Origin of the sequence: Streptomyces apricus (assembly GCF_008369065.1) — a bacterium.
GTDB lineage: Bacteria > Actinomycetota > Actinomycetes > Streptomycetales > Streptomycetaceae > Streptomyces > Streptomyces apricus.
In genome coordinates this window covers 50796-63972 of record NZ_VDFC01000032.1, presented here as the reverse complement: position 1 = coordinate 63972, position 13177 = coordinate 50796, and the positions used below count along the sequence as shown (strand labels likewise).

Genomic DNA, 13177 nt, shown 5'->3' with positions numbered 1-13177 from the left:
CCCCCAGCCTGCGGGCGTACGGCCTCGCCGGTGACGGCACCCTGCTGTCCACGTTCTGGACGGACAACCCCAGGGTGCTCAACTGGGTGCTGGTCATCGACGGGCTCGTCGGCGACACCAAGCTGATCGGCATCGACTTCCGGGTGCAGAACGGCCTGCTGTACGGCGTCGGCGACAAGGGGGGCATCTACACCATCAAGATGCCGCCGGCCCTGCCCGACACCGTGGTCGCCAGCAAGGTCTCGCAGCTGCAGACCTCGCTGTACGGCACGACCTTCGACATCGACTTCAACCCGGCCGCCGACCGGCTGCGGGTGATCAGCAACTACGGCCAGAACCTGCGGCACAACCTGAACGACCACACCACCGCCACGGACAGCATGCTGAACATCCCGCCGGCCACCACGGCGGCCCAGGGCGTGACCGCGGCCGGCTACACCAACAACGACCTGGTCGGGTCCACCGCGACGACCCTGTTCGACATCGACACGTTCAACGACCAGGTCGTCATCCAGTCGCCGCCGAACGCGGGCAGCCTCGTCACCACCGGCCTCCTCGGCTTCGACGCCGGCCTCGACGCGGGCCTGGACGTCTACAGCACCCTGTCGAACGGCAAGACGGTCGCGAACGACGCCTTCGCCTCGCTCCTGCCGTACAACGCGACCAGGGCGTCCTTCTACAGCGTCAACGTCCTCACCGGCGAGCCGACCGTCATCGGCCAGTTCCCGCTGAACGTCACGGACGTGGCCATCAGCCTCACCGGCACCTGACCCTCCGGGGCCCGCCCCGGACCGTGTGCCCCGGGACCGTGCGTCCCGGGCCGCGGCGGGCCTCAGAGCGCCGTCGGCCCGGCCTGGACCAGGCCCGTCTGATAGGCGATCACCACCAGCTGGGCCCTGTCCCGCGCGCCGAGCTTCGTCATGGCCCGGTGCACGTGGGTGCGTACCGTCAGGGGGCTGACCGTGAGGTCCTCGGCGATCTCGGTGTTGGACTTGCCCTCCGCCGCCAGGGCCATCACCTCGCGCTCGCGCACCGTGAGGTCGGCCAGGCGCTCCGGGGGCGCCAGGTGGCCCCCCGGCGCCGGGGAGGTCAGGAAGCGGGTGATCAGGGTGCGGGTGGCGCCCGGTGAGAGCAGGGACTCGCCGGACGCCACGGTTCTCACCCCCGCCAGCAGGGTGTCGGCCGTGACGTCCTTGCCCAGGAAGCCGCTGGCTCCCGCGCGCAGCGCCTGGGCGACGTAGTCCTCCGTCTCGAACGTGGTCAGGATGAGCACGCGGGTGGCGGTCAGGTCCGGGTCCGCGCAGATGGCCGAGGTGGCGGCGAGCCCGTCCGTGCCCGGCATCCGGATGTCCATGAGGACGATGTCGGGGTGGTGGGCGCGGGCCAGCTCCACCGCCTCCGCGCCGTCGGAGGCCTCGCCGACCACCGCCATGTCGTCGCAGGAGTCGATCAGGATGCGGAAGGTGGCCCGCAGCAGGGCCTGGTCGTCGGCGAGCAGCACCCTGACGACGCTCATGTCTTGTCTCCTTCGGACTTGGCCGCCTTGAGCGCCTTGAAGGCGCCGAAGGCTTCCTGGGGTGTGCAGACTCCTGCCGCGAAGGGGCCGGAGGCGGCCGTCCCCGTCCGGGCCGGCCCCTCCTCCCCCGTCACCGACGGCTGCAGCGGCAGTGCCGTGGTGACCTGGAAGCCGCCCTCCGGGCGGGGGCCCGCGGAGAGTTCGCCGCCGATCGACTGGGCCCGCTCGCGCATGCCCATGACGCCGAAGCCCCGGTTCTGCCCGGCCTCCGCGCCCACCGGGACGGCCGGGTCCCGCGGGACAGGGCCGGCCGCCGGACCGTCGTTCGTGACCGTGATCAGCAGGCGTGAGGCCACGTACGCGAGCCGTACGTGCGCCTTCTCGGCCGCCGCGTGCTTGGTCACGTTGGTCAGGGCCTCCTGCACGATCCGGAAGGCCGTCAGGTCCACCCCCGGTGAGAGCGGCTGCGGCTCGCCCTCCGTGGTCACCGTGACCGCGACCCCGGCCGACGCGCACGCCGCCACCAGGCCGGGCAGGCCGTCGAGGCCGGGCGAGGGCTCCAGCGACGGGGCGGCCGGGTCGTCGCTGCGCCGCAGCAGGCCCAGCGTCGCCTTCAGCTCGCGCAGCGCGGAGGAGGTGGTCCCGGTCAGGTCGGTGAGGATCTTCCGGGACTGTTCCGGGTTGCTGACCGCGAGGTGGGCCGCGGTGCCGGCCTGCGCGTTGGCCAGGGCCAGGTGGTGGGCGACGACGTCGTGCAGCTCGCGGGCGATGCGCATGCGCTCCTCGGTGACGCGCAGCCGCGCCTCCTCCTCCCGGGTGCGCTCGGCGTGCTCGGCGCGGGCCTGCACGGCCTTCAGGTAGGCGCGCCGCAGCCGGGTCATGTTGCCCGCGGCGATGGGCAGCAGCAGCCAGAAGAAGGGCCCGATCGTCCTGAGCAGCAGGGAGTGCTGGCCCAGCGAGTCGGACAGCACCGAGCCGGCCGCCACCGCCAGCATCACGGTGCCGCCGAACACGCGGGTGGTCTTGGGGTCGCTGAAGACGGCCAGCCAGTAGAGCGCCGCCATCACCGGGGCCAGCAGCAGGGGCGTGACCAGGTACCCCAGGTTGATCGCGATCACCGTGCAGACGGCCGTCACGACGACGGTGGTCCGCGGGTACGTGCGGTACTTGAGCAGGGCCAGGCAGGACACGGCCATGAGGATGGAGCCGGCGCTGTCGTGGTCCGGCGGGTCGACGCCGGGCAGGGTGAGCGAACTGCCGAGGATCGCGGAACCCATCAGCACCCCGACCAGGGTCACGTCGATGACGTGGGGATGGCGGTCCGCGTACTGCTCGAAGCGGTCCGTGTAGCGCTCCAGGCTGCTGGACATCGGGGTCTCCGGGAGGGTGGGCTGCGTCCGGCGGTCAGGGACATCGTGGCCGCTTCCGGGGGCGGACGGCCGACGGGGCCGCCCGTGTCGTCGTCACGGGCGGCKCCTTCCGGGGGGAGGGTGGTCTTCTCAGGTGCGCGCCGGCTCCAGGTCGGCCGGGTCGGCGGCGGCCGGGTGCGCCTCGGGGCGGCGGCTGAGCGCCTCGCCCTCCACGTCGACGCGCGGCAGCAGCCGGTCCAGCCAGCCCGGCAGCCACCAGGCCTTGTGGCCGAGCAGGGCGAGGACGGCGGGCACGATCGCCATGCGGACGACGAAGGCGTCGAAGAGGACGGCGGAGGCCAGTCCGAACCCGATCATCTTGATCATGGGCTCGCTCTCGCCGATGAATCCGGCGAAGACCGCGATCATGATCAGCGCGGCGGCCACCACGACCCGGGCGCTGTGCCGGAAGCCGCTGGTCACCGCCTGGCCGGGCGATTCGCCGTGGACGTACCCCTCGCGCATCCGGGAGACCAGGAACACCTCGTAGTCCATGGCCAGGCCGAAGACGATGCCCACCAGGAAGATCGGCATCAGGCTCATGATCGGCCCGGTCTGCTCCACGCCCATGATCCCGGCGCCGTGGCCCTGCTGGAAGACCAGGACGACCACGCCGAGGGAGGCCAGGACCGACAGGAGGAAGCCGAGGGCCGCCTTCAGCGGGACGAGCAGGGAGCGGAAGACCACCATCAGGAGGATGACCGCCAGCCCGACAACGATGATCAGGTAGGGCACCAGGGCCGACTGGACCTTGGCGGCGATGTCGATGTTCATCGCGGTGGTGCCGGTGACCTCGAAGGTCGCCCCGGTCTGCGACTCGACGCCGGAGCGCTCGTCCCGGATGGTCTCGACGAGGTCCTTGGTCTTCTGATCGGTCGGCGCGGTGGAGGGCACGACGGAGAAGACCGCCGTGTCACCGGCCTCGTTGAAGCGCGCCGGGGAGACGGAGACGACGCCGCCCGTGCCGCCGATCTTCCCGGAGATGGTCTCGACGGCGCCCTTGGCGTCGGAGCCGCCCCCGGCGCCCGCGGCGAGTTCCTTGGCGTCGACGACGACGGTCAGCGGGCCGTTGAAGCCGGGCCCGAAGCCCTCGGCGAGCGCGTCGTAGGCGCGGCGCTCGGTGGTCGCGGTCGACTTCGCCTCGTCGCCGGGCATGCCCAGCTGCAGGTCCGCCACCGGCACGGCGAGCGCGCCGAGGCCCACCACGCCGAGCAGCAGGACGGGCACGGGGCGGCGCAGGACGAACCGCGCCCAGCGGGTGCCGCCGTTGTCCTTGGCGGGCTTCGCGTCCTTCGCGGCCTCGCCGCCCTTGCGGGCCCGGCGGGTGAGCACGGCGTTCGGCCAGAAGCCGAGCAGCGCGGGGACGAGCGTCAGCGCGATCAGTACGCCGACGACGACCGCGCCCGCCGCGGCCAGGCCCATCTTGGTGAGCATCGGGATGCCGACCACCGCGAGCCCGGCGAGGGCGATGACGACGGTGAGTCCCGCGAAGACGACGGCGGAACCGGCGGTGCCGGCGGCGAGCCCGGCGGCCTCCTCGGGCGTACGCCCCTGGGCGCGCTCCTCGCGGTAGCGGGAGACGACGAACAGGGCGTAGTCGATGCCGACCGCGAGGCCGAGCATCATCGCGAGGGTGCCGGTGGTGGTGGACAGGCCGAAAGTGCTGGCCAGGGTGAGGATCGTGGCCATGCTCACGCCGACGCCGATGAGGGCGGTCAGCAGCGGCAGCCCGGCCGCGGCGAGGGAGCCGAAGGTGACCAGCAGGACGACCGCGGCGATCGCGACGCCGATCAGCTCGGCGGCGCCGCCCGGTCCGCCGGTGTCCTCCATGGCGGTGCCGCCGGCCTCGACGGTCAGCCCGGCGTCCCGGGCCTCGACGAGGGCCTCTTCGAGGTGGGTCCTGCTGGCGTCGGTCAGGTCCTGGGGCTCGACCTTGTAGGTGACGGTCACGTACGCCGTCGTGCCGTCCTTGCTGACGGCCTGCGCCTTGAAGGGGTCGGCGGCGCTCGCGACCTGCGTGCCGTCGCCCAGTTCGGTGACGGCCTTCTCGACGGCCCGCCTGTTCTCCGTGGCGGTGACCTTCCCGCCGTCGGGTGCGACGAAGACGACCCGGGCGGTCGCGCCGTCGGCCGACGCCCCCGGGAAGCGCTCTTCCATCAGGTCGAACGCCTTCTGGGACTCGATGCCCGGCATGTTGAAGCCCTCGTCCGCGGCCGCCGGGGCCTTCATCGCGCCCAGGCCCACCGCGGCCAGGACGGCCGCCCACACCAGGGCGACGTACCAGCGACGCCGGAAGGCCAGACGGCCCAGTCGATAGAGGAAAGTAGCCACGGCAGAAGGTCTCCTGATCTGGTGCCGAATGTCCTCCAAGGCTGTCCGGTGCAGACCCCTTCTGTCGTCGTGCGGCTGCCGACACATTCCGCTACTCGGTACGCAGTAGTCACACCCCGCCGGGTCCCTCTGCGGTACGAGGGTCCGCGCCGCGGTGTCACCCCCTGGTCTGGGTCCCCGGTCGCCGTCACCTAGGGTCCGCCAAGTTACCGAACCGTAACCTCCCTACTGCTACCACGAGTAACTTACTCGTAGGTAAGTTCCAGGCGAACCACTTCACAGCGGCACGGCCAGACCCGTGGGACGCGTCTGCGACTCCGCGCCGCCGCACTCGTGCACCTCTCTGCCGGCCGCTCCACAGGAGGTTCGCCATGCCCGCACCCCGCAGACTGCTCGCCGCGGCGGTCACCGCCGCCGCCTGCCTCACCGCCCAGGCGCTCACGGCCACCGCCGCCACGGCGGCGCCCGAGGTGGTGTCCCGGGGCGTCACCGTCCCCGCGTTCTACGACCCGCCGGCCGCCCTGCCCGCCGCGAACGGCGCGCTCGTGCGCAGCGAACCGCTCCCGCTGGCCCTCAGCCTGCCGAGCCTGCACGGACCGCTGCCGGGCACCGCGACCAGGCTGATGTACAAGTCCACCGACTCCAACGGGAAACCGGTCGCCGTCACCGGGGCGTACATCGAGCCGGCCGCCCGCTGGAAGGGCGGCGGGCCGCGGCCGCTGGTCGTGGTGGCGCCCGGCACGCTGGGCCAGGGCGACCAGTGCGCCGCGTCCCTGGGCCTCGAACACCCGCTGGTCCTCAACGGCGAGACGGTGTCCGTCGGCTACGAGGACCTGGCGGTCTACCGGCTCCTCGCCAAGGGCACCGCCGTGGTCGTCACCGACTACGTGGGCCTCGGCGCGACCGACCGGCTGCACACCTACGTCGACCGGGTCGACGAGGCGCACGCCGTCCTGGACGCCGCGCGCGCGGCCCGCTCGGTCACCGGCGGCTCGGTCACCCCCGCCTCCCCGGTCGGGCTGTACGGCTACAGCCAGGGCGGCGGGGCGACGGCCGCGGCCGCCGAACTGCACTCCTCGTACGCCCCCGACGTCACCCTCGCCGGCACCTACGCGGGCGCGCCGCCCGCCGACCTGGCCGCCGTCACCGGGGCGATCGACGGCAGCGAGCTGGCCGGTGCGCTGGGCTGGTCGCTCAACGGGTTCCTCCAGTCCGACCCCGAACTGCGGCCCATCGCCGAGGCGCACCTGAACGCGGCCGGGAAGGCGGCCCTGGCCGACCTGTCCACCATGTGCGTCGGCGACGGCCTCCTGCACTACGGGTACGCCAAGAGCACGAAGTGGACGACCGACGGCAGCACCCTCGCCCAGATCATCGCCGGCTCGCCCGAGCTCAAGGCGTTCCTGGACGGCCAGCGCATCGGCCGGCTGAAGCCGTCGGGCCCCGTCCGGCTGGCGACGGGCACCAGCGACAACCTCGTCCCGCACGGCCAGGCCCGCGACCTCGCCGTCGACTGGTGCCGCAAGGGGGCCGACGTCACCTACAAGCCGGTGATCCTGCCGAACGTCGGCAGCGCCCTCCTGAACCACTTCGCCCCGCTGCTGACGGACCAGGGCGACGCGGTCGACTGGCTGGTGGACCGCCTCTCCGGCCGCTCCACCACCTCCAACTGCTGGAGCATGCCGGTCCAGCCCTGACACCGGACGGCTCCCGACACCCGGCGGACCCGGGGCGCCCAGAAACCATGCGCCCCGGGTCCGCCAATATCTGTGCCGGCGACATAAGAATTGGCTGCGAAGCGCGATGAATATTATTCGCCCGACAGGCCGCGCGATTTAGCTCACCCCGCAAAAACCTTCCCCCCGTGCTACTGTCGATCTCAGTTGCAGTTGTGGTTCCCGAAATCTTGCAGGTGTCCCCACCCTTTCATTCCGGTGGGGATCCTTTATGGTCCCGGTTGTTTCCGGCGGGGTGATCATCACGGCGACACGGAGTGCACGCGGTGTGCACTCCGAGCACCGTCCCGAAGGAGAAAAACATGGCTTCCGGCACCGTGAAGTGGTTCAACAGCGAAAAGGGCTTCGGCTTCATCGAGCAGGACGGCGGCGGCGCCGACGTCTTCGCCCACTACTCCAACATCGCCGCCCAAGGCTTCCGCGAGCTGAACGAGGGCCAGAAGGTCACGTTCGACATCGCGCAGGGCCAGAAGGGCCCGACGGCCGAGAACATCGTTCCCGCCTGATCGTCGGCACGCGCTGAGCAGCTGGGGCCCGCACCTTGGGGTGCGGGCCCCAGCTCGCTGCTTTCCCGGGGTCCGCGCACCGCGCCCCACCGCATCACACGCCGCCGGGGCACCGTCGCCCGGGCGCCGCCCGCACGAGGGGCATCCGTCGAGCTCGGAAAAAAATCCTCCGGACCCGCCCCTCCGGGAATATTCCCCCGCCGATTCGATTTCTTCACCGATTCGGCTCCTCTGCACTCCGGCTCGTTCTTGCAATTCCCTGCGCCGTTCGTCTCCCGCGGGAATTCCTTGATACGCGCCATGTCAAGGAAGGTTCCACGTGAACCGCACGCGCACGAACGACCGCCCCTTCCGTACCCGCACCGCGAATCCCGGCTCCGCCCGCAGCGGTTTCCGCTCCGGCGCCCCGCGCCGCCCGGAAAGCCACGGACGCCGGACGGGCGGGCCCCAGGGCGAGTTCGCCCTGCCGAGGACCGTCACCCCGGCGCTGCCCGCCGTCGAGGCGTTCGCCGACCTCGACCTGCCGGAGCAGCTGCTGGCCGCGCTCGCACACGAGGGCGTGACCGTACCGTTCCCGATCCAGGGCGCCACCCTGCCGAACTCCCTCGCCGGCCGCGACGTGCTCGGCCGGGGCCGCACCGGCTCGGGCAAGACCCTCGCCTTCGGCCTCGCGCTCCTCGCCCGCACGGCGGGACTGCGCGCCGAGCCCAGGCAGCCGCTGGCCCTGGTGCTCGTCCCCACCCGCGAGCTGGCCCAGCAGGTCACCGACGCGCTCACCCCGTACGCCCGCTCCCTGCGGCTGCGGCTGGCCACCGTCGTCGGCGGGATGTCGATCGGCCGGCAGGCCGGGGCGCTGCGCTCCGGCGCCGAGGTCGTCGTCGCGACGCCCGGCCGCCTCAAGGACCTCATCGACCGCGGCGACTGCCGTCTGGACCAGGTCGCCGTCACCGTCCTCGACGAGGCCGACCAGATGACCGACATGGGCTTCATGCCCCAGGTCACCGAACTGCTCGACCAGGTGCGCCCCGGCGGCCAGCGGATGCTGTTCTCCGCCACGCTGGACCGCAACGTCGACCTCCTGGTCCGCCGCTACCTGACCGACCCCGTGGTCCACTCCGTCGACCCGTCCGCGGGCGCCGTGACCACCATGGAGCACCACGTCCTGCACGTGCACGGCGCGGACAAGCAGCGCACGACCACCGAGATCGCCGCCCGCGAGGGCCGGGTCATCATGTTCCTGGACACCAAGCACGCGGTGGACCGGCTGACCGAGCACCTGCTGAACAGCGGGGTGCGGGCCGCGGCCCTGCACGGCGGCAAGTCCCAGCCGCAGCGCACGCGGACCCTGTCCCGCTTCAAGTCCGGCCATGTGACGGTCCTGGTGGCGACCAACGTCGCGGCCCGCGGCATCCACGTCGACAACCTCGACCTCGTCGTCAACGTCGACCCGCCCACCGACCACAAGGACTACCTGCACCGCGGCGGCCGCACCGCCCGCGCCGGGGAGTCCGGCAGCGTCGTCACGCTGGTCCTGCCCAACCAGCGCCGCGAGATGAGCCGGCTGATGCTCGCCGCGGGCGTCGACGCGCGGACCACGCAGGTGCGCTCCGGCGAGGCCGAGCTGAGCCGCATCACCGGCGCCCAGGCCCCCTCGGGCGTCCCGGTCGTCATCACCGCGCCCGTCTCGGAGCGCCCCCGGCGCAGCGCGTCCCCGGCGTCCCGTGGCCGCCGCGGTCACGGCAGCCGCGGCCGGTCCGTCCGCGACGCGGCCGCGTAGTTCCGGCGCCCCCCGGCGGCCCGGGCCCTCGGGCCGCCCCCGCTCCTTCTGCGAACCCCTCTGCGACTGTGAGGCATCATGCGCTGTGTCATCGCCCGGTTCCCGTTCGACCTCACCAAGGGCGGGGTGCTGGACTCCATGAAGGGCGTCAAGCCCGAGACCGTCACGGGTGACTCCGTGGTCATCGGCCGCCGTCTGTACCCCGTCAAGCAGGTGGGCGAGGTCATCACCCGGCAGGACCGCCGCGACTTCACGGGCGGCGAGGTCACCCGGGCCATGACCCGGCTCGGCTTCACCTGCCGCGGCGCCGAGGAGTCCGCGCCCGCCCCGCTCCCCCTGACCCCGCTGGAGAACGCGTCCGCGATGCTCGGCGAGCCCCTGCAGCCGGCGGCGGCCACCGGCTGACGCCGACCCGCACCACACGAGAAGGGCCCCGCCGGCAGTCGCCGGCGGGGCCCTTCTGTCGTTCGTCCGTCGTCGGCCGCGTACCGTGCGGCGCCCGGGTGGTCAGTGGTCGGAGTAGCTGAAGTCGCCCATGGTCCAGGCGCCGACGTCCTCGATCGCGACGCGGTACATGCCGCCGGTCTCGGGGATGCCGACATTGCCCTGCAGGATGCGGGCGAGGTGGAAGTGCAGGTACGTGGGCGCCTCGTCGCGGCCCTCACGCTGTCCACGGCCGCCGGGCCGGTCGGCGAGGAAGACGCCGGCGAACGGGCCGAGGTCCTCCGAGTCCTTCAGTACTTCCGAGACCCGCTCCCGCCATACGGCCTCGGGAGCGAGTCGGCCGGTGATGACGGCACCACCGGTGACCACGGTCAGCGACATCCGGTTGCTCTGCCCGGACTCCACCAGGGCAGCGATGCCGACGAGCAGTTCGTCAGGGTTCGACATGGGAGCCGATTCTATCCAGTGGGCCCCGCGGTCACCTCCCGCGGAGAGGACGGCATGATACCTGGATCCCGCGTCGCCCAAAATCTACCTTTGCCAGAGTAGACATTGGCCAGGACTGCGACTAGGGTTTCTTCCGTAGACAAGGTCGACAGGGCCCGCCAGACACGAACTGGCGGGCGAAGTACCCGTACGAGCACGTGAAGTTCGCAGAGCTCGCAGACGGCGAGCAGGAAGCAACAGGAAGGACGGACGGACGCCATCAGGATCGCCCGGTCGAGAGCATTCGCACCGGGTACCGCAAGACCCCGGATTGGAAGGTGGTCCCCGGTCACGCATCCGCGATCCCCGCACTCCAGGCCCGCTCCCGGGCCGGACGGCGGAAACAGAAGGCCGACGCGACGATAGCGCCGGCAGATGGTGTTGAATTTCCTTCGGGGCCCTGGTGCCGTACGGCGCCAGGGCCCCCAGACGCGTTGCAGAACGAGGTGACATGACAGCAGACAGTCCGCTGGGCGACCGACTGGACGACGACGACTACCCCGCGTACACGATGGGCCGGGCCGCCGAGATGCTCGGCACCACCCCGGGGTTCCTCCGGGCCATCGGCGAGGCGCGGCTCATCACTCCGCTGCGGTCCGAGGGCGGACACCGGCGCTACTCCCGCTACCAGCTGCGGATCGCGGCCCGCGCGCGCGAGCTGGTCGACCGGGGCACCCCGGTCGACGCGGCCTGCCGCATCGTGATCCTCGAGGACCAGCTCCAGGAAGCGCAGCGGATCAACGAGGAGTACCGGCGGGCGGCCGGCGCCGACCGGTCGGGGGACTGACCCCGCCCTCACGCGGCCACGGGACGGTGTGAGGGGTTCCGCGCAGGAGCATCACACAGGCTGCACACAGTCCTGGGAAAGCCTCGTTAGCGTGAGGCGGCGGCCCGGCCGGTCGGCGGGCCGGTCGACTCAGGAAGACGCTGATGGACTACTGCTCGTCGTGCCGCAGGCACCTCAACGGCGCCCTGGTGTGTCCCGGCTGCGGCGCCTACGCCCCCGACATCGCTCCGGTCGCCGTCACCCGTGACACCGTCCAGCCCCGGGTCACCCTGGCCGCCGGGAGCGCGGCCGCGGCCACCGCCCCGGTGTGGGAGCCCGACCCCGGCCCGGCCGCGGACACGGCCCCGGACGACGGTCCGGGTCCGGACCCGGACCCGTACGACGGACTCGGCGGGGCGGAGTCCCTGCCGCAGGGACGGGCCGCGCGGCGCCGTCAGCGCGTCCGGTGGAAGAAGAACCAGCGCCGGGCGGTGGTCGCGACCGCCGTCGCCCTCGTCGGCGGCGGCCTGACGTTCACCGCGCTGGAGCGGTTCGGGGGCGACCGTGCGGAGGCGGCCTCGGCGCCGGAGGCCGCGGACCCCACCGGGGAACGGGCGTCGCGGGACGACGGACCGCCCTCGGCGCGGCCGGACGCCGGGCGCTCCCCGGCCGACACCGCCCCGCGGTCCCCCGCGGGCGACGGCCGGCCGGACCGGCGGACCGCCGCGGACCCGGAGTCCCTCGTCCCGCAGGACTCCCGCCCGGACACCGCTCCCGCGCCGGACGAGGCGTCGGCGGCGTCCGGCTCCGGCGCGCGGAACGGATCCGCGGCCGCGGCCGCTTCCTCGCGCCGCTCCTCGTCCTCTTCCTCCTCGTCGTCGGAGTCGGGAGCGGGGTCGTCCTCGTCCGCGCCCTCCACGGACCCGGGCGCCGGTGCCCCCTCGTCGCAGCAGCCGTCGGCGCCCGCGGACACCGGCAGCACGGGTGGCACGGGTGGTTCGGGTAATTCGGGTGGTTCGGAGCAGGGGACGTCGCCGGCGGACGTCCCGCCGGCCGCGACCTCGCCGTCGCAGCTCTGCCTGCTGGTGGTGTGCATAGGCTGACGCCCTCCCGCCGCCGGGCAGGCCGGTGCGGGGCGCCCGGACTTGTGCCGGCCGCCGCCGGTGTCATGGCCACCGGCGGCGACCGCACCGCCCTTCCGTGTCGCCCCCCGACGACGACGGTGCAGGGCCGGGGATCCCTTGCCGGACCGCGGCGGCACGCGGGAGTGCACCGTCGACGGTCCGCGAGGGACTTGGTGGACAGGGGCCCGCGCACGAGGCGCGAGAGGGATCTCCGGCGGTGGCGATCGTCTCGTCCTGGCGCCCGGGGTCGAGGTGGGACGCACCCGGGGGCCTGGGGCGCGAGGGAAGCCGCGGAGGCGGCTCCGACACCGTTCACGGTCCATGGGCCCTTAGGTGAGCCCTGTTCGTCATTCTGTCCAGAGCGTAGGGGAGACCGGCGGTCGTGCCCACCCCCCGGGAACGGTCCGCCGCCGGGCCACGGCGCCGGGCACCGCCGCCCGGACCACGGGCGGCCCGCGCGCCCCTCACCGCCCGCCGCCCCCTCCGTCCCCTGCCCGCACCGCTCATGACGGTCCGTCAACAAGGTGCCGAGGCACCGTTTACCCCGGCGCCCGCGGCTGTGATGATGCCGAGTCCGGGGACGCCCGTCCCGTGGCCGGTGGGAGGCCCGTATGGCAGAGGTGTACTTGCGCAGACTGTCCCGGTGGCAGGCGGACCAGCAGCGGAACACCGTCGCGGACGTGTACGCCGGTGCGTACCGGGGTGCGGACGGGGTCGCCGGGGCGGCGGGAGGCGGGCCCCTCGACCCGCAGGGCTTCCTGCGCCGGCTGGAGCAGGACGTGCAGTACACCGGCTTCGACATGGTGGTCGCCGACTCGGCCGGGACGGTCGGCTGCGCGTACGGGTTCCGGCTGCCGCCCGCCGGGGAGGACCGGCCGGACTTCCGGGGGGCGTTGCCGGCGGACGTCGAGGAGCACACCGCCTCGGGCCGCACCTTCCTGCTCGCCGAGCTGATGGTGCTGCCCGCCCACCGCCGCCTCGGCATCGCGACGCGCCTGGTGGAACAGCTGCTGATCCGGCTGGACACCGATCTGGTCGTGGCGACGACGGAGGGCGGGGCGGGCAGCACCATCAGCTCGGCG

General features: G+C 72.9%; 12 protein-coding genes. 8 read left to right on the top strand and 4 right to left on the bottom strand.

Translation table 11 applies throughout. The features are described from left to right. The coding region (locus FGF04_RS10980) for a DUF4394 domain-containing protein (protein ID WP_149511100.1) at nucleotides 1-770 on the top strand (770 nt) is incomplete at its 5' end. A gap of 62 nt (nucleotides 771-832) precedes the next feature. On the opposite strand, the gene FGF04_RS10975 is transcribed toward FGF04_RS10980, so the two are convergent. From FGF04_RS10975 to FGF04_RS10965, 3 genes are all read right to left on the bottom strand, one after another. Next, nucleotides 833-1516, bottom strand: coding sequence for a response regulator transcription factor (locus tag FGF04_RS10975; protein WP_149511099.1), 684 nt, complete (start codon nucleotides 1514-1516; stop codon nucleotides 833-835). Continuing rightward, entirely contained in the window at nucleotides 1513-2886 is a 1374-nt protein-coding gene (locus FGF04_RS10970; RefSeq protein WP_149511098.1) for a sensor histidine kinase, read from the bottom strand. Before FGF04_RS10970 ends, FGF04_RS10975 begins: the two co-directional genes overlap by 4 nt. Nucleotides 2887-3015: 129 nt before the next feature. Beyond that, nucleotides 3016-5256 (bottom strand): MMPL family transporter, encoded by a 2241-nt coding sequence (locus tag FGF04_RS10965; RefSeq protein WP_188114038.1) that lies wholly within the window; start codon nucleotides 5254-5256, stop codon nucleotides 3016-3018. 371 nt (nucleotides 5257-5627) lie between these two features. Here FGF04_RS10965 and FGF04_RS10960 point away from each other — a divergent pair, with 371 nt between their 5' ends. The 4 genes from FGF04_RS10960 (at nucleotide 5628) to FGF04_RS10945 (ending at nucleotide 9680) form a co-directional block, all read left to right on the top strand. Continuing rightward, on the top strand, nucleotides 5628-6953 hold the full coding sequence (locus FGF04_RS10960) for a lipase family protein (protein ID WP_149511096.1): 1326 nt from the start codon (nucleotides 5628-5630) through the stop codon (nucleotides 6951-6953). Between the two features lie 341 nt (nucleotides 6954-7294). Further along, nucleotides 7295-7498 carry a cold-shock protein gene (locus FGF04_RS10955; protein WP_149511095.1) on the top strand — a complete coding sequence of 68 codons (204 nt, stop codon included), beginning with the start codon at nucleotides 7295-7297 and terminating at the stop codon, nucleotides 7496-7498. Nucleotides 7499-7817: 319 nt separating this feature from the next. Beyond that, entirely contained in the window at nucleotides 7818-9275 is a 1458-nt protein-coding gene (locus tag FGF04_RS10950; RefSeq protein WP_149511094.1) for a DEAD/DEAH box helicase, read from the top strand. Nucleotides 9276-9353: 78 nt separating this feature from the next. Further along, nucleotides 9354-9680 (top strand): SCO5918 family protein, encoded by a 327-nt coding sequence (locus FGF04_RS10945; protein ID WP_149511093.1) that lies wholly within the window; start codon nucleotides 9354-9356, stop codon nucleotides 9678-9680. 102 nt (nucleotides 9681-9782) lie between these two features. Here the strand turns inward: FGF04_RS10945 and FGF04_RS10940 are convergent, their stop codons facing one another. After that, nucleotides 9783-10166 (bottom strand): hypothetical protein, encoded by a 384-nt coding sequence (locus FGF04_RS10940; RefSeq protein WP_149511092.1) that lies wholly within the window; start codon nucleotides 10164-10166, stop codon nucleotides 9783-9785. A gap of 490 nt (nucleotides 10167-10656) precedes the next feature. Here FGF04_RS10940 and FGF04_RS10935 point away from each other — a divergent pair, with 490 nt between their 5' ends. The 3 genes from FGF04_RS10935 to FGF04_RS39995 all read left to right on the top strand — a co-directional run. Next, nucleotides 10657-10992, top strand: a complete 336-nt coding sequence (locus FGF04_RS10935) for a MerR family transcriptional regulator (protein ID WP_149511091.1) — start codon at nucleotides 10657-10659, stop codon at nucleotides 10990-10992. Nucleotides 10993-11135: 143 nt separating this feature from the next. Beyond that, nucleotides 11136-12074 carry an SCO2400 family protein gene (locus FGF04_RS10930; RefSeq protein ID WP_149511090.1) on the top strand — a complete coding sequence of 313 codons (939 nt, stop codon included), beginning with the start codon at nucleotides 11136-11138 and terminating at the stop codon, nucleotides 12072-12074. A gap of 632 nt (nucleotides 12075-12706) precedes the next feature. Continuing rightward, nucleotides 12707-13177, top strand: a 471-nt coding sequence (locus FGF04_RS39995; protein WP_188114037.1) for a GNAT family N-acetyltransferase, incomplete at its 3' end; no start/stop codon positions are given.

What these genes read in the sequence shown, in the direction of transcription:
- FGF04_RS10975 (WP_149511099.1), bottom strand. Translation starts at nt 1,516, where the DNA reads ATGAGCGTCGTCAGGGTGCTGCTCGCCGACGACCAGGCCCTGCTGCGG.
- FGF04_RS10970 (WP_149511098.1), bottom strand. Translation starts at nt 2,886, where the DNA reads ATGTCCAGCAGCCTGGAGCGCTACACGGACCGCTTCGAGCAGTACGCG.
- FGF04_RS10960 (WP_149511096.1), top strand. Translation starts at nt 5,628, where the DNA reads ATGCCCGCACCCCGCAGACTGCTCGCCGCGGCGGTCACCGCCGCCGCC.
- FGF04_RS10955 (WP_149511095.1), top strand. Translation starts at nt 7,295, where the DNA reads ATGGCTTCCGGCACCGTGAAGTGGTTCAACAGCGAAAAGGGCTTCGGC.
- FGF04_RS10945 (WP_149511093.1), top strand. Translation starts at nt 9,354, where the DNA reads ATGCGCTGTGTCATCGCCCGGTTCCCGTTCGACCTCACCAAGGGCGGG.
- FGF04_RS10940 (WP_149511092.1), bottom strand. Translation starts at nt 10,166, where the DNA reads ATGTCGAACCCTGACGAACTGCTCGTCGGCATCGCTGCCCTGGTGGAG.
- FGF04_RS10935 (WP_149511091.1), top strand. Translation starts at nt 10,657, where the DNA reads ATGACAGCAGACAGTCCGCTGGGCGACCGACTGGACGACGACGACTAC.
- FGF04_RS10930 (WP_149511090.1), top strand. Translation starts at nt 11,136, where the DNA reads ATGGACTACTGCTCGTCGTGCCGCAGGCACCTCAACGGCGCCCTGGTG.